At 70.5% G+C, this 18,500-nt stretch carries 16 protein-coding genes and 1 riboswitch; of the genes, 15 read left to right on the plus strand and 1 reads right to left on the minus strand.

Features of this window, described 5'->3' with window-relative positions:
• Positions 1-212: 212 nt before the first annotated feature.
• The 13 genes from hpnC to CRP56_RS35690 all read left to right on the plus strand — a co-directional run bounded on the left by hpnC (position 213) and on the right by CRP56_RS35690 (position 13,831).
• Positions 213-1,115: a squalene synthase HpnC gene (hpnC, locus tag CRP56_RS35635; protein ID WP_097274768.1), complete on the plus strand. Its 903-nt coding sequence runs from the start codon at positions 213-215 to the stop codon at positions 1,113-1,115.
• Complete coding sequence (gene hpnD / locus CRP56_RS35640) at positions 1,112-2,062, plus strand: presqualene diphosphate synthase HpnD (protein WP_097271101.1); 951 nt, start codon at positions 1,112-1,114, stop codon at positions 2,060-2,062. The genes hpnC and hpnD overlap by 4 nt, the downstream gene beginning before the upstream one ends.
• Positions 2,062-2,202, plus strand: coding sequence for a DUF6380 family protein (locus CRP56_RS49345; RefSeq protein ID WP_373559711.1), 141 nt, complete (start codon positions 2,062-2,064; stop codon positions 2,200-2,202). The genes hpnD and CRP56_RS49345 overlap by 1 nt, the downstream gene beginning before the upstream one ends.
• Entirely contained in the window at positions 2,199-3,593 is a 1,395-nt protein-coding gene (hpnE, locus tag CRP56_RS35645; RefSeq protein WP_097271103.1) for a hydroxysqualene dehydroxylase HpnE, read from the plus strand. Before CRP56_RS49345 ends, hpnE begins: the two co-directional genes overlap by 4 nt.
• Complete coding sequence (locus CRP56_RS35650; protein WP_097271105.1) at positions 3,593-4,720, plus strand: polyprenyl synthetase family protein; 1,128 nt, start codon at positions 3,593-3,595, stop codon at positions 4,718-4,720. The genes hpnE and CRP56_RS35650 overlap by 1 nt, the downstream gene beginning before the upstream one ends.
• A 119-nt stretch (positions 4,721-4,839) precedes the next feature.
• Positions 4,840-6,831, plus strand: a complete 1,992-nt coding sequence (gene shc, locus CRP56_RS35655; protein WP_097271107.1) for a squalene--hopene cyclase — start codon at positions 4,840-4,842, stop codon at positions 6,829-6,831.
• A gap of 1 nt (position 6,832) precedes the next feature.
• The gene (locus CRP56_RS35660; RefSeq protein WP_097271109.1) at positions 6,833-7,474 is read left to right on the plus strand and encodes a phosphorylase family protein; all 642 of its coding nucleotides are present in this window, start codon (positions 6,833-6,835) and stop codon (positions 7,472-7,474) included.
• Positions 7,475-7,479: 5 nt separating this feature from the next.
• Positions 7,480-8,502, plus strand: coding sequence for an adenosyl-hopene transferase HpnH (hpnH, locus tag CRP56_RS35665; RefSeq protein ID WP_059194988.1), 1,023 nt, complete (start codon positions 7,480-7,482; stop codon positions 8,500-8,502).
• 4 nt (positions 8,503-8,506) lie between these two features.
• The gene (gene ispG / locus CRP56_RS35670; protein WP_097271111.1) at positions 8,507-9,664 is read left to right on the plus strand and encodes a flavodoxin-dependent (E)-4-hydroxy-3-methylbut-2-enyl-diphosphate synthase; all 1,158 of its coding nucleotides are present in this window, start codon (positions 8,507-8,509) and stop codon (positions 9,662-9,664) included.
• A 27-nt stretch (positions 9,665-9,691) separates the two neighbouring features.
• Positions 9,692-11,623 (plus strand): 1-deoxy-D-xylulose-5-phosphate synthase, encoded by a 1,932-nt coding sequence (dxs, locus tag CRP56_RS35675; protein ID WP_097271113.1) that lies wholly within the window; start codon positions 9,692-9,694, stop codon positions 11,621-11,623.
• On the plus strand, positions 11,620-13,005 hold the full coding sequence (locus CRP56_RS35680; protein WP_097271115.1) for an aspartate aminotransferase family protein: 1,386 nt from the start codon (positions 11,620-11,622) through the stop codon (positions 13,003-13,005). The genes dxs and CRP56_RS35680 overlap by 4 nt, the downstream gene beginning before the upstream one ends.
• 74 nt (positions 13,006-13,079) lie before the next feature.
• The gene (locus CRP56_RS35685) at positions 13,080-13,712 is read left to right on the plus strand and encodes a helix-turn-helix domain-containing protein (RefSeq protein WP_097271117.1); all 633 of its coding nucleotides are present in this window, start codon (positions 13,080-13,082) and stop codon (positions 13,710-13,712) included.
• Positions 13,709-13,831 carry a DUF6126 family protein gene (locus CRP56_RS35690; protein WP_097271119.1) on the plus strand — a complete coding sequence of 41 codons (123 nt, stop codon included), beginning with the start codon at positions 13,709-13,711 and terminating at the stop codon, positions 13,829-13,831. The genes CRP56_RS35685 and CRP56_RS35690 overlap by 4 nt, the downstream gene beginning before the upstream one ends.
• 17 nt (positions 13,832-13,848) lie before the next feature.
• On the opposite strand, the gene CRP56_RS35695 is transcribed toward CRP56_RS35690, so the two are convergent.
• Positions 13,849-14,646: a tyrosine-protein phosphatase gene (locus tag CRP56_RS35695; protein WP_097271121.1), complete on the minus strand. Its 798-nt coding sequence runs from the start codon at positions 14,644-14,646 to the stop codon at positions 13,849-13,851.
• 179 nt (positions 14,647-14,825) lie between these two features.
• On the opposite strand from CRP56_RS35695, the gene CRP56_RS35700 reads away from it, so the two are divergent.
• Positions 14,826-16,907 (plus strand): alpha-galactosidase, encoded by a 2,082-nt coding sequence (locus CRP56_RS35700; protein ID WP_097271123.1) that lies wholly within the window; start codon positions 14,826-14,828, stop codon positions 16,905-16,907.
• Positions 16,908-17,214: 307 nt separating this feature from the next.
• Positions 17,215-17,385: riboswitch (cyclic di-AMP (ydaO/yuaA leader) on the plus strand.
• A gap of 2 nt (positions 17,386-17,387) precedes the next feature.
• Positions 17,388-18,317 carry a M23 family metallopeptidase gene (locus CRP56_RS35705; RefSeq protein ID WP_097271125.1) on the plus strand — a complete coding sequence of 310 codons (930 nt, stop codon included), beginning with the start codon at positions 17,388-17,390 and terminating at the stop codon, positions 18,315-18,317.
• The last annotated feature ends 183 nt before the right edge of the window (positions 18,318-18,500 follow it).

Raw genomic sequence — 18,500 nt, forward strand, 5'->3', positions numbered from 1 at the left:
GCTGTACAACGTAAGCTGTACCGGTCCCGAAACGCGGCAAGTGGGGCGATAATGCCCCACACCCTCAGTCACGCCTGCCGCGCGGAAGGCCGGGCGGCGTGTCCGAAATAGTGTGTATTGGGTCGGCGGTGTAGAACGGGAGATGTGACGGCTATGGCTACGGAGACTCCCCAGCTCAACGCGTGTGCCGTCCGCGCCCCGGGCAGTCGGCGGTGACGGGAACCGACAGGGCCCGCGCCTCCGATCCGGAGCGCGGCACACTCGACAAGGCCGCGGGAGAGAACTTCCCCGTGGCCCCCTTCTTCCTGCCCCGGGCCTGGCGCGCCGACCTCATGGCCGTCTACGGCTTCGCCCGCCTCGTCGACGACATCGGCGACGGCGACCTCGCCCCCGGCGGCGCCGACGCCCGCCTGCTCGGCGTCTCCCCCGAGGAGGCGGACGACCGTCTGGTGATGCTGGACGCCTTCGAGGCCGACCTCGGCCGGGTCTTCACCGGAGAGCCCCGCCACCCCCTGCTGCGCCGCCTGCAGCCCACGGTCCGCCGCCGCGCGCTCACCCCCGAACCGTTCCTCGGCCTGATCGCCGCGAACCGCCAGGACCAGCTGGTCACGCGGTACGAGACCTACGACGACCTGCTCGCGTACTGCGAACTGTCGGCCAACCCCGTCGGCCGCCTGGTCCTCGCCGTCACCGGCACCTCCACCCCGGAGCGGGTCCGCCTCTCCGACGCGATCTGCACGGCGCTGCAGATCGTCGAACACCTCCAGGACGTGACCGAGGACCTCGGCCGCGACCGCATCTATCTGCCCGCCGCGGACATGAAGCGTTTCCATGTCCAGGAGGCGGATCTCGCCACGGGGACCGCAGGCGCATCGGTGCGCGCACTGGTTGCGTACGAAGCAGAACACGCCCGCGGTCTCCTGAATGAAGGCGCCCCTCTGGTGGGTAGCGTCCACGGCAGGTTGAAGCTGCTGCTCGCGGGGTTCGTGGCGGGGGGAAGGGCGGCGATCCGAGCGATCGCCGCCGCCGAATACGACGTACTTCCCGGCCCGCCCAAGCCCGGCAAGCTCCAGCTGCTGCGCGAGGTGGGCGTGACTTTGCGAGGAGAGGGGTGATCCGGACCGTGGAGGCCGAACCACACGCGTCCGCACCGGTACTCGCCGCCTACAGCTATTGCGAGGCCGTCACCGGACAGCAGGCACGGAACTTCGCCTACGGCATCAGGCTGCTGCCGTTGTCCAAGCGCCGCGCGATGTCGGCGTTGTACGCCTTCTCGCGCCGCGTCGACGACATCGGTGACGGCTCGCTGGCGCCCGACGTGAAGGCCGCGAGACTCGAGGACACCCGGGCGATGCTGGCCCGGGTGCGCGAGGGCGCGGTCGAGGAGGACGACACCGACCCGGTCGCGGTCGCCCTCACCCATGCCGCGACGGCGTTCCCGATCCCGCTCGGCGGCCTGGACGAGCTGATCGACGGCGTCCTGATGGACGTCCGCGGCGAGACCTATGAGACCTGGGACGACCTGAAGGTCTACTGCCGCTGCGTCGCGGGCGCCATCGGGCGGCTCTCGCTCGGTGTGTTCGGTACGGAACCGGGGGCGCGCGGCGTCGAGCGCGCGCCGGAGTATGCCGACACGCTCGGGCTCGCACTTCAGCTCACCAACATCCTCAGGGACGTCCGGGAGGACGCCGGGGACGGGCGCACCTATCTCCCGGCCGACGACCTCGCGAAGTTCGGCTGCTCGGCCGGGTTCAGCGGGCCGACCCCACCGGAGGGCTCCGACTTCGCGGGCCTCGTCCACTTCGAAGTGCGACGGGCCCGCGCCCTTTTCGCCGAGGGCTACCGGCTGCTCCCCATGCTCGACCGGCGCAGCGGCGCCTGTGTCGCCGCCATGGCGGGCATCTACCGCCGCCTCCTGGACCGCATCGAGCGCGACCCCGAGGCCGTGCTGCGCGGCCGGGTCTCGCTGCCCGGCCGGGAGAAGGCGTACGTCGCCGTACGCGGGCTGTCCGGACTGGACACCCGGCATGTGACCCGTAGAGCCGTCAGGAGGCGCGCCTGATGGACAAAACGGTCCAAGGTGATGCCACCGGAGAAAAGTGGCAGGCAACCCTCCGGCAGGGCGATGCGTCCCTGACTGCAACGGCCGGCCGCGCACCGATCAAGCACCGCGGCCGCCGCGCAGGGGAGGACGCACGATGACCGACGGTCAGCAGTCCGGACGGGACGCCGTCGTGATCGGCGGCGGGCTCGCCGGCATCACCGCCGCGCTCGCCCTGGCCGACGCGGGTGTCCGCGTCACCCTGCTCGAAGGCCGGCCCCGCCTGGGCGGCCTCGCCTTCTCCTTCCAGCGCGGCGAGCTGACCGTCGACAACGGACAGCACGTCTATCTGCGCTGCTGCACCGCCTACCGTTGGTTCCTCGACCGCATCGAGGGCACCGCGCTGGCGCCGCTGCAGGATCGTCTCGACGTGCCCGTGGTCGACGTCGACAAGCCCGAGGGACGGCGGCTCGGCAGGCTGCGGCGGGACGCGCTGCCGGTGCCCCTGCATCTGGGGCGCAGCCTCGCCACGTACCCGCATCTCTCGCTCGCCGACCGCGCCAAGGTGGGCCGGGCCGCGCTCGCGCTCAAGGGCCTCGACCTCGCCGATCCGGACCTGGACTCGCAGGACTTCGGCAGCTGGCTGACCGCGCACGGTCAGTCGGCGCGTGCCGTCGAGGCCCTGTGGGACCTGGTCGGGGTCGCCACCCTCAACGCGGTCGCGGGCGACGCCTCGCTGGGGCTCGCCGCGATGGTGTTCAAGACCGGTCTGCTGTCCGACCCGGGCGCGGCCGACATCGGATGGGCGCACGTCCCGCTGGGCGAACTGCATGACCGGCTCGCCCGCAAGGCGCTCGACTCAGCGGGCGTGCGTACCGAGGTCCGTACACGCGTCACCTCCATCTCCACTCACGAGAACGGGACATGGACCGTTCAGGTTCCCGGCGAGACGCTGCGGGCGGACGCCGTCGTGCTCGCCGTACCCCAGCGCGAGGCCCATGACCTGCTGCCCGAGGGTGCGCTGGACGCTCCGGAAAATCTTCTGCGGATCGGCACCGCGCCGATCCTCAACGTGCACGTGGTCTATGACCGCAAGGTGCTGGAAAAGCCTTTCTTCGCGGCCCTCGGCACCCCGGTGCAGTGGGTCTTCGACCGCACCGACGCCTCCGGGCTGCGGGCGGGCCAGTACCTCGCGCTGTCGCAGTCGGCGGCGCGGGACGAGATCGACGAGCCCGTCGCCGTGCTGCGGGAGCGCTACCTCCCGGAGCTGGAGCGACTGCTGCCCGGCACCCGGGGTGCCGAGGTGAAGGACTTCTTCGTGACCAGGGAGCGGACGGCGACGTTCGATCCCGCCCCCGGCGTCGGGCGGCTGCGGCCCGGCGCCCGTACCAGAGCCCCCGGCCTCTACCTGGCCGGAGCGTGGACCGCCACTGGGTGGCCCGCGACCATGGAGAGTGCGGTCCGCAGTGGCGTGAGTGCGGCGGACGCCGCGCTGAGCGCCCTGGGCCGGCCCCGCCCGAGTCACCTCTTCGACGTAGAGGAGGCGGCGTGATGCTCGATCAGCATGCGGCAGGCCCCCGCACCCCCGGTACCGCAACAAGAGGAGAGACTGTGCCCACTGTGCCCCCGGCCTCGAAGGCTGCCGACGCGGTGGACGTGACCGCGCTCCTGGAGCGCGGCCGGACCCTGGCCACACCGGTACTGCGGGCGGCGATCGACCGCCTGGCCGCTCCCATGGACACCGTTTCCGCCTACCACTTCGGCTGGATCGACGCCGAGGGCAACCCCACGGCCGGCGACGGCGGCAAGGCCGTACGCCCCGCGCTCGCCGTGCTCTCCGCCGAGGTCACCGGCGCCGAGCCGGAGGCCGGCATCCCCGGCGCCGTCGCCGTGGAGCTGGTCCACAACTTCTCGCTGCTGCACGACGACCTGATGGACGGCGACGAGCAGCGCCGCCACCGCGACACCGTCTGGAAGGTGCACGGCCCCGCCCAGGCGATCCTCGTCGGCGACGCCCTCTTCGCGCTCGCCAACGAGATCCTCCTCGAACTCGGCACCGTGGAGGCCGGCCGCGCCACCCGCCGTCTGACCGCCGCCACCCGCGCCCTCATCGACGGCCAGGCCCAGGACATCTCCTACGAGCACCGCGACCGCGTCAGCGTCGAGGAGTGCCTGGAGATGGAGGGCAACAAGACCGGTGCCCTGCTGGCCTGCGCCAGCTCCATCGGCGCCGTGCTCGGCGGCGCGGACGACCGCACCGCCGACACCCTGGAGAAGTACGGCTACCACCTGGGCCTCGCCTTCCAGGCCGTGGACGACCTCCTCGGCATCTGGGGCGACCCGGTCTCCACCGGCAAGCAGACCTGGAGCGACCTGCGCCAGCGCAAGAAGTCGCTGCCGGTCGTGGCCGCGCTCGCGGCGGACGGTCCGGCGGCCGAGCGGCTCGGCGAGATCCTCGCCGCCGACGCCAAGAGCAGCGACTTCGAGAACTTCTCCGAGGCGGAGTTCGCGGCCCGCGCCGCCCTCATCGAGGAGGCCGGCGGCCGGGACTGGACGGCCCAGGAAGCACGCCGTCAGCACACCATCGCCGTCGAGGCCCTGGACGCCATCGACATGCCCGACCGGGTACGGGCGCAGTTCACGGCCCTCGCCGACTTCGTCGTCGTTCGAAAGAGATGATCACTATCGGTCGAATAGCCCTCGCGTAGTCGCCGGCCGGTGCCGAAGGCACCACTGGGCACCGGCCGACGGCGGACCCACAGCAGAGCACCACTTGCACACTGCACGAAGGGGAAGCCATGACAGCGACGACCGACGGAAGCACCGGGGCACTGCCGCCCCGCGCTGCCGCGGCCAGCGACACCGACATCAACACCCCCGTGGCGGCCGGGGTGCGCGAAGCCGCCGCGTCGGCCGTCCGGCGCGCCACCGACCATCTGCTGGCGCGGCAGGACGCCGAAGGCTGGTGGAAGGGCGACCTCGAGACCAACGTCACGATGGACGCCGAGGATCTGCTGCTCCGTCAGTTCCTGGGCATCCGCGACGAGTCGACCACCCGCGCCGCCGGCCTCTTCATCCGCGGCGAGCAGCGCGAGGACGGCACCTGGGCCTCCTTCTACGGCGGACCCGGCGAACTCTCCACCACCATCGAGGCGTACGTCGCCCTGCGGCTGGCCGGGGACACCCCCGACGCGCCGCACATGGCGAAGGCGGCGGCGTGGATCCGGGAGCGGGGCGGCATCGCCTCGGCGCGGGTCTTCACCCGGATCTGGCTCGCCCTGTTCGGCTGGTGGAAGTGGGAGGACCTGCCCGAACTCCCGCCCGAGCTCATCTACTTCCCGAAGTGGATGCCGCTCAACATCTACGACTTCGGCTGCTGGGCCCGGCAGACCATCGTCCCGCTGACGATCGTCTCCGCCAAGCGGCCGGTGCGGCCCGCGCCCTTCGCGCTGGACGAGCTGCACACCGACCCGGACAACCCCAACCCGGCCAAGCCGCTTGCCCCGGTGGCGAGTTGGGACGGCGCCTTCCAGCGGCTGGACAAGGCGCTGCACCAGCTGCGCAAGGTCGCGCCGCGCAGACTGCGGAGGGCGGCCATGAACTCCGCCGCCCGCTGGATCATCGAGCGGCAGGAGAACGACGGCTGCTGGGGCGGCATCCAGCCGCCGGCCGTGTACTCGGTCATCGCCCTGCACCTGCTCGGCTACGACCTCGAACACCCCGTGATGCGCGAGGGGCTGGCGTCCCTGGACCGCTTCGCCGTCTGGCGCGAGGACGGGGCCCGGATGATCGAGGCCTGTCAGTCACCGGTGTGGGACACCTGCCTCGCGACCATCGCCCTCGTCGACGCCGGTGTGGCCCCCGATCATCCGCAGCTCGTCAAGGCGGCGGACTGGATGCTGGGCGAGGAGATCGTCCGACCCGGCGACTGGTCCGTGAAGCGTCCCCAACTGCCGCCGGGCGGCTGGGCGTTCGAGTTCCACAACGACAACTACCCCGACATCGACGACACCGCCGAGGTCGTCCTCGCGCTGCGCCGGGTGCGCCACCACGACCCGGAGCGGCTGGAGAACGCCATCGGGCGCGGGGTGCGCTGGAACCTCGGCATGCAGTCCAAGAACGGGGCCTGGGGCGCCTTCGACGTCGACAACACCAGCCCCTTCCCCAACCGGCTGCCGTTCTGCGACTTCGGCGAGGTCATCGACCCGCCGTCCGCCGACGTCACCGCCCATGTGGTGGAGATGCTGGCCGTCGAGGGACTCGCCCACGACCCGCGCACCCGGCGCGGCATCGAGTGGCTGCTCGCCGAACAGGAGCCGAACGGCTCGTGGTTCGGACGCTGGGGCGTCAACTACATCTACGGGACCGGGTCGGTCGTCCCCGCCCTGGTCGCCGCCGGCATCCCCGCCGCGCACCCGGCGATCCGCCGGGCCGTGACCTGGCTGGAGTCCGTCCAGAACGACGACGGCGGCTGGGGCGAGGACCTGCGCTCCTACCAGGACTCCAAGGAGTGGGGCGGCCGCGGCGCCTCCACCGCCTCCCAGACGGCCTGGGCGCTGATGGCCCTGCTGGCCGCCGGCGAGAAGGACTCCAAGGCCGTCGAGCGGGGCGTCGAGTGGCTCGCCGCCACCCAGCGCGAGGACGGCTCCTGGGACGAGCCCTACTTCACCGGGACCGGCTTCCCCTGGGACTTCTCCATCAACTACCACCTCTACCGGCAGGTCTTCCCGCTCACCGCACTCGGCCGCTACGTCCACGGAGAACCGTTCTCCCAGGCGGGGGAGGCATGAGATGAGCACCCCGCCCGCCCCGGCCCCGCTGCTGATCGCCTGCGCGCTCGGCATCGAGCACCTGGCCCTGCGCAGCGGCGACCGGGGCGGCGCCGACGGACCCGTCACCGTGCTCCGCACGGGCATGGGCCCCAAGGCGGCCCAGCGGGCCGTCACCCGGGCCCTCGCGGAGCCGGCACTCGCCGACGCCGCCGTGCTCGCCACCGGCTTCTGCGCCGGGCTCGCGCCCGGCATGCACCCGGGCGACCTCGTCGTCGCCGACGAGACCCGGGATGCGGCGGGAACCGTTCCGTGCGTGGGGACCGACCTACTCGTCAAGGAGCTGGTGCGGGCCCTGCCCGGACGCACCGTCCACACCGGACCCCTCACCGGCTCCGATCACGTCGTACGCGGCCATGAACGCTCCGATCTGCTCGCGACCGGCGCGATCGCCGTCGACATGGAGTCCGCGGCCACGCTCCACAGCGCCGTACGCACGGGCCCACGCCCCGTTGCGGCCGTCCGGGTGGTCGTGGACGCTCCAGAACATGAACTCGTCCGGATCGGCACGGTGCGCGGTGGAATATCGGCTTTCCGCGTCCTTCGTTCCGTCCTTCCCGCTTTCTATGAATGGCACCGTTCCTTGCTGCTCCCCAGGAGGTGAGCCAGATGGCCATGCCGCTGCGTCAGTCCATCAAGGTCGCTACATACTTGGCCGAACAGAAGCTCCGCAAGCGGGACAAGTTCCCGCTGATCGTGGAGCTGGAACCTCTCTTCGCGTGCAACCTGAAGTGCGAGGGCTGCGGCAAGATCCAGCATCCGGCGGGCGTGCTCAAGCAGCGCATGCCGGTGGCGCAGGCCGTCGGGGCGGTGCTCGAGTCCGGTGCGCCGATGGTGTCCATCGCCGGCGGTGAGCCGCTGATGCACCCTCAGATCGACGAGATCGTGCGGCAGTTGGTGGCGAAGAAGAAGTACGTCTTCCTCTGCACCAACGCCATGCTGCTGCGCAAGAAGATGGACAAGTTCACGCCCTCGCCCTACTTCGCCTTCGCCGTGCACATCGACGGGCTGCGCGAGCGGCACGACGAGTCGGTGGCCAAGGAGGGCGTGTTCGACGAGGCGGTGGAGGCGATCAAGGAGGCCAAGAAGCGCGGCTTCCGGGTCACCACCAACTCGACCTTCTTCAACACCGACACCCCGCAGACCATCATCGAGGTGCTCAACTTCCTCAACGACGACCTCAAGGTCGACGAGATGATGATCTCGCCCGCCTACGCCTACGAGAAGGCTCCCGACCAGGAGCACTTCCTGGGCGTGGAGCAGACCCGTGAGCTGTTCAAGAAGGCCTTCGCGGGCGGCAACCGGCGCAAGTGGCGGCTCAACCACTCCCCGCTCTTCCTGGACTTCCTGGAGGGCAAGGTCGACTTCCCGTGCACCGCCTGGGCGATCCCGAACTACTCCCTGTTCGGCTGGCAGCGCCCCTGCTACCTGATGAGCGACGGGTACGTCCCGACGTACCGCGAACTCATCGAGGAGACCGACTGGGACAAGTACGGCCGCGGCAAGGACCCGCGCTGCGCCAACTGCATGGCGCACTGCGGCTACGAGCCCACCGCCGTCCTCGCCACCATGGGCTCGCTCAAGGAGTCGCTGCGCGCGATGCGCGAGACGGTCTCCGGGAACCGGGAGTGAGGTCATGACCGCCGTCTCGCTCGGCGTCCCCGAGCTGCCGGTCCGGCCGATCGCCGAGCGACGGGTGTCGCGGCAGATCCAGGTCGGGCCGGTGGCGGTCGGGGGCGGGGCCCCGGTGTCGGTGCAGTCGATGACGACGACCCGCACCTCCGACATCGGCGCCACCCTCCAGCAGATCGCCGAACTCACCGCGTCCGGCTGTCAGATCGTCCGCGTCGCCTGCCCCACGCAGGACGACGCGGACGCGCTGGCCACCATCGCCCGCAAGTCACAGATCCCGGTGATCGCGGACATCCACTTCCAGCCCAAGTACGTGTTCGCGGCGATCGAGGCCGGCTGTGCGGCCGTACGCGTCAATCCCGGGAACATCAAGCAGTTCGACGACAAGGTGAAGGAGATCGCGCGGGCCGCTCGCGATCACGGCACGCCGATCCGGATCGGGGTCAACGCCGGTTCGCTGGACCGGCGGTTGCTCCAGAAGCACGGCAGGGCGACGCCCGAGGCGCTGGTCGAATCGGCGCTGTGGGAGGCGTCGTTGTTCGAGGAGCACGGGTTCCGGGACATCAAGATCTCGGTGAAGCACAACGACCCCGTGGTGATGGTGCGGGCCTACCAACTGCTCGCCGAGCAGTGCGACTACCCGCTGCACCTCGGCGTCACCGAGGCCGGTCCCGCCTTCCAGGGGACGATCAAGTCGGCCGTCGCCTTCGGGGCGCTGCTGTCGCGGGGGATCGGCGACACCATCCGGGTGTCGCTGTCCGCGCCGCCCGCCGAGGAGGTCAAGGTCGGCATCCAGATCCTGGAGTCCCTGGGCCTCAGGCAACGGCGGCTGGAGATCGTGTCGTGCCCGTCCTGCGGGCGTGCCCAGGTCGATGTCTACAAGCTGGCCGACGAGGTCACGGCGGGCCTGGAGGGCATGGAAGTGCCCTTGCGGGTGGCCGTGATGGGTTGTGTGGTCAACGGCCCCGGAGAGGCGCGGGAGGCCGACCTCGGGGTCGCCTCCGGCAACGGCAAGGGGCAGATCTTCGTGAAGGGCGAGGTCGTCAAGACTGTCCCCGAGTCGAAGATCGTGGAGACCCTCATCGAGGAAGCGATGAAGATCGCCGAACAGATGGAGCAGGACGGCGTCGCGTCGGGGGAGCCGGCCGTCACCGTGAGCTGAACAGCACGGACCGAAGGGGGCCCGAGCGTGACCATGCTGGAGAACATCCGGGGACCACGCGACCTGAAGGCGCTGTCCGAGACGGAACTCGGTGAACTGTCCGAAGAGATCAGAGAGTTCCTGGTGCACTCGGTCGCCAGGACCGGCGGACACCTCGGGCCCAACCTGGGGGTGGTGGAACTCTCCATCGCGCTCCACCGGGTCTTCGAGTCGCCCGTCGACCGCATCGTGTGGGACACCGGCCATCAGAGCTACGTCCACAAGATCCTGACGGGGCGTCAGGACTTCTCCAAGCTGCGCGGCAAGGGCGGTCTGTCCGGCTACCCCTCGCGCGAGGAGTCCGAGCACGACATCGTCGAGAACAGCCACGCCTCCACCGCGCTCGGCTGGGCCGACGGCCTCGCCAAGGCCCGCCAGGTGCAGGGCGAGAAGGGGCACGTGGTCGCGGTCATCGGCGACGGCGCGCTCACCGGCGGCATGGCCTGGGAGGCGCTGAACAACATCGCGGCCGCCAAGGACCGGCCGCTGATCATCGTCGTCAACGACAACGAGCGCTCCTACGCGCCGACCATCGGCGGCCTCGCCAACCACCTGGCCACCCTGCGCACGACCGACAGCTACGAGAAGGTGCTGGCCTGGGGCAAGGACGTGCTCCAGCGCACCCCGGTCATCGGCATGACGGTGTACGAGGCGCTGCACGGGGCGAAGAAGGGCTTCAAGGACGCCTTCGCGCCGCAGGGGCTCTTCGAGGACCTCGGTCTGAAGTACGTCGGCCCCATCGACGGACACGACATCGGGGCCGTCGAGTCGGCGCTGCGGCGGGCGAAACGCTTCCACGGGCCCGTCCTCATCCACTGCCTCACCGAGAAGGGGCGCGGCTACGAACCCGCCCTCGCCCACGAGGAGGACCACTTCCACACCGTCGGTGTGATGGACCCGCTCACCTGCGAGCCCCTCGCACCGTCCAACGGGCCTTCCTGGACCTCGGTGTTCGGCGACGAGATCGTCAGGATCGGCCAGGAGCGCGCGGACGTCGTGGCGATCACGGCGGCCATGCTGCACCCGGTGGGGCTCGGCAAGTTCGCCGAACGCTTCCCGGACCGGGTGTGGGACGTCGGCATCGCCGAGCAGCACGCGGCCGTGTCGGCGGCCGGGCTCGCGACCGGCGGGCTGCATCCCGTCGTCGCCGTGTACGCCACCTTCCTGAACCGCGCTTTCGACCAGTTGCTGATGGACGTCGCCCTGCACCGCTGCGGAGTCACCTTCGTCCTGGACCGGGCCGGGGTCACGGGCGTCGACGGCGCCTCCCACAACGGCATGTGGGACATGTCGATCCTCCAGGTCGTCCCCGGCCTCAGGATTGCCGCGCCCCGCGACGCCGACCAGTTGCGGGCGCAGCTCCGGGAGGCCGTCGCGGTGGACGACGCGCCGACGCTGGTGCGGTTCCCGAAGGAGTCGGTCGGACCGTCGATCCCGGCGGTGGACCGGGTGGGCGGCATGGACGTGCTGCGCCGAGGGGAACGGCCCGAGGTGCTCATGGTGGCCGTCGGTGTCATGGCGCCCGTCTGCCTTCAGGCCGCCGAGCTGCTGGCGGCGCGGGGCATCAACTGCACGGTGGTGGACCCTCGTTGGGTCAAGCCGGTCGACGCGGCGCTGCCCGGCCTGGCCGCCGGGCACCGGCTGGTCGCGGTCGTCGAGGACAACAGCCGGGCGGCGGGTGTCGGCGCCGCGGTCGCGCTGGCCCTGGGGGACGCCGAAGTCGACGTACCCGTACGGCGGTTCGGCATCCCGGAGCAGTTCCTCGCGCATGCCAAGCGCGGCGAGGTGCTCGCCGACATCGGGCTCACGCCGGTCGAGATCGCCGGGCAGATCAGCGCGAGCCTCGCCGTCAAGGAGGCCGAGCAGACGCTGGCCGTCGAGGAGCAAGCCGACGGCCCCATGAAGGAGAAGGCTGAATGACCACCGAGTTCGACCTCGGCAGACTCCTCGCCGAGCGCGGAGCCGAGCGCTACGAGCTGCACACCAAGTACCTCAACCACCAGCTCCCGCGCATGCTGCACACCATCGGCTTCGACAAGGTCTACGAGCGGGCCGAGGGCGCCTACTTCTGGGACGCGGACGGCAACGACTACCTGGACATGCTCGCCGGGTTCGGGGTGATGGGCCTGGGGCGCCATCACCCCGTCGTCCGCAAGGCGCTGCACGACGTCCTCGACGCCGGCCTCGCCGACCTCACCCGCTTCGACTGCCAGCCGCTGCCCGGGCTGCTGGCGGAGAAACTGCTCGCCCACAGCCCGCACCTGGACCGGGTGTTCTTCGGCAACAGCGGCACCGAGGCGGTCGAGACCGCGCTGAAGTTCGCCCGCCGCGCCACCGGCAAGCCCCGCGTCCTGTACTGCGAGCACGCCTTCCACGGCCTCACCACGGGCTCGCTGTCGGTCAACGGCGAGGACGGCTTCCGGGACGGCTTCGCCCCGCTGCTGCCCGACACCGCCGTACCCCTCGGTGATCTCGACGCCCTGGCCAGGGAGTTGAAGAAGGGCGACGTCGCCGCCCTGATCGTCGAGCCGATCCAGGGCAAGGGCGTCCACGAGGCCCCGCCCGGCTATCTGCGGGCCGCCCAGGAACTGCTGCACAAGCACAAGGCGCTGCTCATCGCGGACGAGGTGCAGACCGGGCTCGGGCGCACCGGCGACTTCTACGCCTACCAGCACGAGGACGGCGTCGAACCCGACCTGGTGTGCGTGGCGAAGGCGCTGTCCGGCGGGTACGTGCCCGTGGGCGCCACGCTCGGCAAGGACTGGATCTTCAAGAAGGTCTACTCGTCGATCGACCGCGTCCTGGTCCACTCGGCGAGCTTCGGGTCCAACGCGCAGGCCATGGCGGCCGGCCTGGCGGTGCTGTCCGTCATGGAGAACGAGCAGATCGTCGCGGGCGCCCGGGCGACGGGTGAGCTGCTGAAGTCCCGGCTCGGGGCGCTCGTCGACAAGTACGAGCTGCTCGCCGACGTGCGCGGCCGGGGTCTGATGGTCGGCATCGAGTTCGGGCGGCCCAAGTCGCTGGCGCTGCGCAGCCGTTGGACCATGCTCCAGGCCGCGCGCAAGGGGCTGTTCGCCCAGATGGTCGTCGTACCGCTGCTCCAGCGGCACCGGATTCTGACGCAGGTGTCCGGCGATCACCTGGAGGTGATCAAGCTGATTCCGCCGCTGACGGTGGGGGAGCGGGAGGTGGACCGCTTCGTCGACGCCTTCACGGAGATCATGGACGACGCTCACGGCGGGGGCGGGCTGATGTGGGACTTCGGCAAGACGCTGGTGAAGCAGGCGGTGGCCAACCGGTAGCCGCCCGCCAGGAGGCTTTTGCCTCTGAGGCAAGAAATTTGCCGCAGAGGCAAGCCTGGGGCTGAATGGAGAGCATGAGCTCTCCGGAATCCGAGCCGGGCCCGGCCGACGTCGCGCCTGCCGACACCCTGCCCGCCGTCGCGCCGCAGCTGCGGGCGCTGCGCCGCCGCGCCTCCCTCACGCTGGAGGCCGCCGCCCGCAGTGCCGGGCTCTCGCCCGCGCATCTCTCCCGGCTGGAGACCGGGCAGCGCCAGCCCTCGCTGCCGATGCTGCTCGCGCTCGCCCGTGTCTACGGTACGACGGTCTCCGAACTGCTCGGCGAGACGGTCGCCGAACGGGACGCCGTGGTGCGCGCCGCCGACATGGAACCGACCGCCGCCGGAGGCTGGACCTACTGGCAGGCCGGGGCGGCCGGACGCGGCATGCAGGCCCTGCGGGTGCAGGTGCCGTACGGCTCACAGGGCGACATCGTGCGCGTCCATCCCGGCGAGGAGTGGCTCTACGTGCTGCGCGGCCGCCTTCGGCTGCGGCTCGGGGACACCACGCACCGGCTCGGCCCCGGCGACAGCGCGCACTTCGACTCGCTCACCCCGCACCGCATCGCGGCCCAGGACCCCGACGGGACCGAGCTGCTCTTCGTCCACACCCTGCTGCAGAGCCCCACGGCCACCCTGTGCCTGGGCCCGACCCCTGGAGAGACACCATGACCGACATGGAGGAGAAGTTCCCGCGAGCCCTGTGGGTGCGGCTGATCATCTACATCGCCGTCGGCCATGTGTTCGCGGCCTTCGTCTACCTGCTCTTCGAGGTGGGCGCCGGGCAGTAAGCCTGTGCAGTGGGCCGTCAGTCGAGCAGGCGCTCGCGCAGCCGCTCCCGGATCTGCGGCGTGATGCCGAGTCCCTGCTCCAGGTAGGCATCGACGCCGCCCCAGGTCTCCTCGATGGTCTCGAAGGCGGCTTCCAGATACTCCGCGCGCGCGTCGAAGAGCGGCGCGAGCAGCTCCATGACCTCGGGGGAGTAGGCGGCGGCCGAGCTGCTGCTGCGGTGCACCTTGTAGCGGCGGTGCTTGGCGTTGGACTCCAGGTAGTCGGCGATGATCGCCTCCCGCTCCACCCCGAGCGCCAGCAGGGTCACCGCTATCGACAGGCCCGCGCGGTCCTTGCCGGCCGCGCAGTGCATCAGCGCCGGGACGCTGTCCTCGGCGAGGGAGTGCAGCACGCGCGCATGCTCGGCGGTGCGCTCCTTCACGATCTTCCGGTACGAGGCGATCATCCGGTCCGCCCCCTTGCTGCCGCCGAGGATCTCGCGCAGCTGCTCGATCTCGCCGTCCCGGACCATCTTCCAGAACTCCGCGCCGTCCGCAGGGTCGCTCAGCGGCAGGTTCACATTGCGCACCCCCGCCAGCTCGACGTCCGGACCCTCCAGCTTCTGGTCCGAGGCGTTGCGGAAGTCGAAGATCGTGTGCAGCCCCAGGGAGTCCAGGAACGCGGCGTCCTCGTCGGTCGCGTGCGCGAGATGGCCGCTGCGGAACAGCACTCCGTACCGCACCCGCCGGCCGTCCTCGGTCGGCAGACCGCCCACATCACGGAAGTTGCGCACTCCGGCCAGCTCGGGCTCGGTCGACGGGATCTGCTGCGTCACGGGGGCTCCTCCCAGCCGGCCCCGTCGCCGCGGCTCGCCGACGGGCACGCTCTTGACGATACGACATAGGTTCCTGGGGCAATGAGTTGTCCACAGGCGTTGCATCCGGGCACCTCAGGCCTCGATGATGTTGATACTTGAGTACCACTGTTCGCCCCTGTTCGTATCTGTGAGGTTCCATGCTGGAGATCGCCCCCAACGGCCGCACCTGGCTCCTGACCGGGCCCGCCAGCAGCTATGCCGTCCACCTCACCGAGGGCGACGAGCTGCTGCATCTGCACTGGGGCCCCACCATCGCCCTGGCCGACGCCGAGGCGCTCGCGATCCGTCCGCTGCCCGACTACTGGGCCTTCGAGTCCCCGCTCGACGGACGCGAGGAGTATCCGGTCGAGGGCGGGCCCCGCTTCGTCCGGCCCGCCCTTTCGGTGCGCACCGACGAGCGCCGCGGCACCGAGTGGAGCTTCGAGGCGTACGAGACCGATGCCGACGCCGACGAGCTGCGGCTGCGGTTCCGGGACGGCGGTCTCGTCGTCACGCTGCACTACCGGATGCGCGGCGACGTGGTGGAGCGCTGGACCACCCTGGAGAACCAGGGCGAGGACGCCCTGGAGCTGCTGCGCGCCGACTCCGCCACCTGGACGCTGCCCGACCGCGAGGACTGGCGGCTCTCCCAGCTGCACGGCCGCTGGGCCGCCGAGTCCCGGCTCGTGCGCGCCCCCCTCACCTACGGTGAGAAGGTCATCGGCAGCCGCCGCGGCCACACCAGCCACCAGCACCTGCCCTGGGTCGCCCTCGACACCGACGCCGGCGAGGAGCGCGGCGAGGTCTACGCCTGCGCGCTCGGCTGGTCGGGCTCCTGGCGGATCGCGGTGGCCCAACTCCCCGACGCGCGCGTGCAGATCACCGGCGGCGCCGGGTACGACGAGTCGGGGCTGCTGAGCCTGGGGGCGGGAGAGTCGTTCACGACCCCCGTCTTCGCCGGGCTGTGGAGCGACGGCGGCTTCGGCGGCGCCAGCCGCGCGTGGCACGCCTACCAGCGGACGTACGTCATCCCGGACGCCGACCAGGACCGGCCGGTGCTGTTCAACTCCTGGGAGGCCACCGCGTTCGACATCTCCGAGGAGCAGCAGGGGAGCCTCGCGCGGCGGGCCGCGGCCATCGGCGTCGAGCTGTTCGTCGTCGACGACGGCTGGTTCGGCACCCGCACCAGCGACCGCGCCGGACTCGGCGACTGGACGGTCAACCCCGACCGCTTCCCGGGCGGCCTGAAGCCCCTCGCCGACTACGTGCACGGGCTCGGCATGCAGTTCGGCATCTGGGTCGAGCCCGAGATGGTCAACCCGGACAGCGACCTTTATCGGGCCCACCCCGACTGGGTGCAGTTCCAGCCGGGACGAAAGCGGACGGAACTGCGCAATCAGCTCGTCCTCAACCTCGCGCGCGAGGACGTCCAGGAGTACCTGTGGGGGCAGCTCGACGCCCTGCTGTCCAGCGCCCCGATCGACTACGTGAAGTGGGACTTCAACCGCTGCTTCACCGACGCGGGCTGGCCCGGCGAGGCCTATCCGCAGCGGCTGTGGGTCGACCATGTGCACGCCTTCTACGCCCTGTTGGACCGGCTGCGGGCCGCTCACCCCGGTGTCGCCTTCGAGTCCTGCTCGGGCGGTGGCGGCCGGATCGACCTCGGCGTGATGAGCCGCACGGACCAGGTGTGGACCTCCGACAACACCGACCCCCTCGACCGGCTCGCCATCCAGCACGGCTTCAGTCAGATCCACCCCGCGCGCGTGATGGCGGCCTGGGTCACCGACAGCCCCAACACCCAGCTCAACGGGCGGGTCAGCTCGCTGCGCTTCCGGTTCGTCAGCGCCATGGCGGGGGTGCTCGGCGTCGGCGGTGACCTCGCGGAGTGGACCGAGGAGGAGCTCGCAGAGGCCCGCGAGTGGGTGGAGCTCTACAAGGACATCCGGCCGCTCGTGCAGCGCGGCGACCAGTACCGGCTGCGGGCGCCGCAGGGTGACGGCCTGAGCGCCGTGCAGTACGTCCTCGGGGACGAGACCGTCGTCCTGGCCTGGCTCCAGTCGCAGCGGTACGGCGAACCCGTTCCGGCGCTGCGGCTGCGCGGCCTCGACCCCACCGCCGCGTACGAATGCCGCGAAACGGGCGAAATTTACAGAGGTGCCGTATTGCTGCATCACGGTCTGCGGGTGGGATTGCGGGGCGATCTGGATGCGGCAGTTCTACGGCTGCGTCGCATCTGAGCTTTCTGTCCGAATTGGCAGCTTCCATAGCTTTCATTCCAACTCGCTCTGGAATTAGGGAAGCTGTGAAAACGGCACGTGAGCAGCGTCATATCGGTGACCCTGAGTCGTCCGTCATGTTCACGTAATTCGCGTTCAAAATCTGGGTGATTGCGTTTCCGGAAGGCCCGCCGATGCACGGAGGGTGACCGTGAATTCCGCGGCGGATCAAGAGGAACGCAATCACCCTGGAACCTCTTACTTGTCCCTTTGCGTCTTCCTCGCTTACGTTCGCCACCAATCCGGACGGACGCCCAATCCTGCCGCCGACCGGAATCCGCACAACTCACCCGTGAACGGCAGGAGCGGGGGACCCACAGGTACAACCGCCTGGACCGGTCTTCCGGAACAGGCTTGGGGTTAAGTCGCACCTCGGTGCGTCCGGACATCTCCAGTCCGCACCCGACAGCTCACCTCGCAGGCGCCGGAGAGGAATTCGTCATGCCCGCGAAGGGTAAGCACCGCCGCCCCAAGTCCCAGCGGCTCACCCGCTCGATCGCCGTCGCCGGAACCGGTGGCGCCGCACTCGCCCTGCCTCTGATGGGGGCCGCCGGCGCTCACGCGGCCACCGGCCAGTCCGTGGCGCAGTCGGTTTCGGAAAAGGCCGTCCGGTCCGTTCCGGTCGCCGCGAAGACGGCGACCGAGAAGGCCACGCAGAAGAAGGACGCCGCGAACACCGCGACCGTGCGCACCTATTCGGTGAAGGCCGGCGACTACCTCTCGAAGATCGCCGACGAGCAGAACGTCACCGGCGGCTGGAAGAAGCTGTACTCGGACAACCGCGAGGCCGTCGGTTCCGACCCCTCGCTCATCCACCCCGGTCTGAAGCTCACGCTGGGCAAGAAGGCAGCGGCGAGCACCGAGAAGTCCGCCGACACCTCCGGCGGCACGCAGAAGTCGTCCTCCTCCTCGTCGTCGGAGAAGACGACCGCCACCCAGAGCAGCGAGACGACCAGTTCCAGCGGCTTCACCCTCCCGGTCTCCGGCGCCACCGTCGGCACGGGCTACCACGTGGCCGGCAGCATGTGGTCCAGCGGCTACCACACGGGCGTCGACTTCGTCGTCCCGACCGGCACCCCGCTGAAGGCCGTGGGCGCGGGCACCGTCGTCTCCGCCGGCTGGGGCGGCGCGTACGGCAACCAGGTCGTCATCAGGCTCGCCGACGGCTACTACGCGCAGTACGCCCACCTGTCGGCGCTCTCGGTCTCGGCCGGCCAGACCGTCACCGAGGGGCAGCAGGTCGGCCTCTCCGGTGCCACCGGCAACGTGACCGGTCCGCACCTCCACTTCGAGATCCGGACGACGCCGGACTACGGCTCGGACATCGACCCGGTCGGGTACCTCCGCTCGAAGGGCGTCGCCGTCGGCTGACGCTCCCCCGATGCCACCGAAGGCCGGATCCCGATCCCCGGGTCCGGCCTTCGGTGTGTGGTCTTGCCGTTTCATGATCGGTTCATTGCGGTCTTGTGGCGCGGCTGCCCAAAGCGTCGACAGGGAGGCGAGGGTGGGACCACAGTGATCTCCGAAGCGATGCAAGCGCTTTCTGTCCGTCAT

The organism is Streptomyces sp. TLI_55, from assembly GCF_900206255.1.
GTDB lineage: Bacteria > Actinomycetota > Actinomycetes > Streptomycetales > Streptomycetaceae > Streptomyces > Streptomyces aquilus.

Coding starts and splice junctions, on each gene's coding strand:
- hpnH (WP_059194988.1), top strand. CDS start 7,480: ATGGCCATGCCGCTGCGTCAGTCCATCAAGGTCGCTACATACTTGGCC.
- CRP56_RS35650 (WP_097271105.1), top strand. CDS start 3,593: ATGCTCGATCAGCATGCGGCAGGCCCCCGCACCCCCGGTACCGCAACA.
- CRP56_RS35705 (WP_097271125.1), top strand. CDS start 17,388: ATGCCCGCGAAGGGTAAGCACCGCCGCCCCAAGTCCCAGCGGCTCACC.
- ispG (WP_097271111.1), top strand. CDS start 8,507: ATGACCGCCGTCTCGCTCGGCGTCCCCGAGCTGCCGGTCCGGCCGATC.
- CRP56_RS35685 (WP_097271117.1), top strand. CDS start 13,080: ATGAGCTCTCCGGAATCCGAGCCGGGCCCGGCCGACGTCGCGCCTGCC.
- CRP56_RS35700 (WP_097271123.1), top strand. CDS start 14,826: ATGCTGGAGATCGCCCCCAACGGCCGCACCTGGCTCCTGACCGGGCCC.
- CRP56_RS35660 (WP_097271109.1), top strand. CDS start 6,833: ATGAGCACCCCGCCCGCCCCGGCCCCGCTGCTGATCGCCTGCGCGCTC.
- CRP56_RS35690 (WP_097271119.1), top strand. CDS start 13,709: ATGACCGACATGGAGGAGAAGTTCCCGCGAGCCCTGTGGGTGCGGCTG.
- shc (WP_097271107.1), top strand. CDS start 4,840: ATGACAGCGACGACCGACGGAAGCACCGGGGCACTGCCGCCCCGCGCT.
- CRP56_RS35680 (WP_097271115.1), top strand. CDS start 11,620: ATGACCACCGAGTTCGACCTCGGCAGACTCCTCGCCGAGCGCGGAGCC.
- CRP56_RS49345 (WP_373559711.1), top strand. CDS start 2,062: ATGGACAAAACGGTCCAAGGTGATGCCACCGGAGAAAAGTGGCAGGCA.
- hpnE (WP_097271103.1), top strand. CDS start 2,199: ATGACCGACGGTCAGCAGTCCGGACGGGACGCCGTCGTGATCGGCGGC.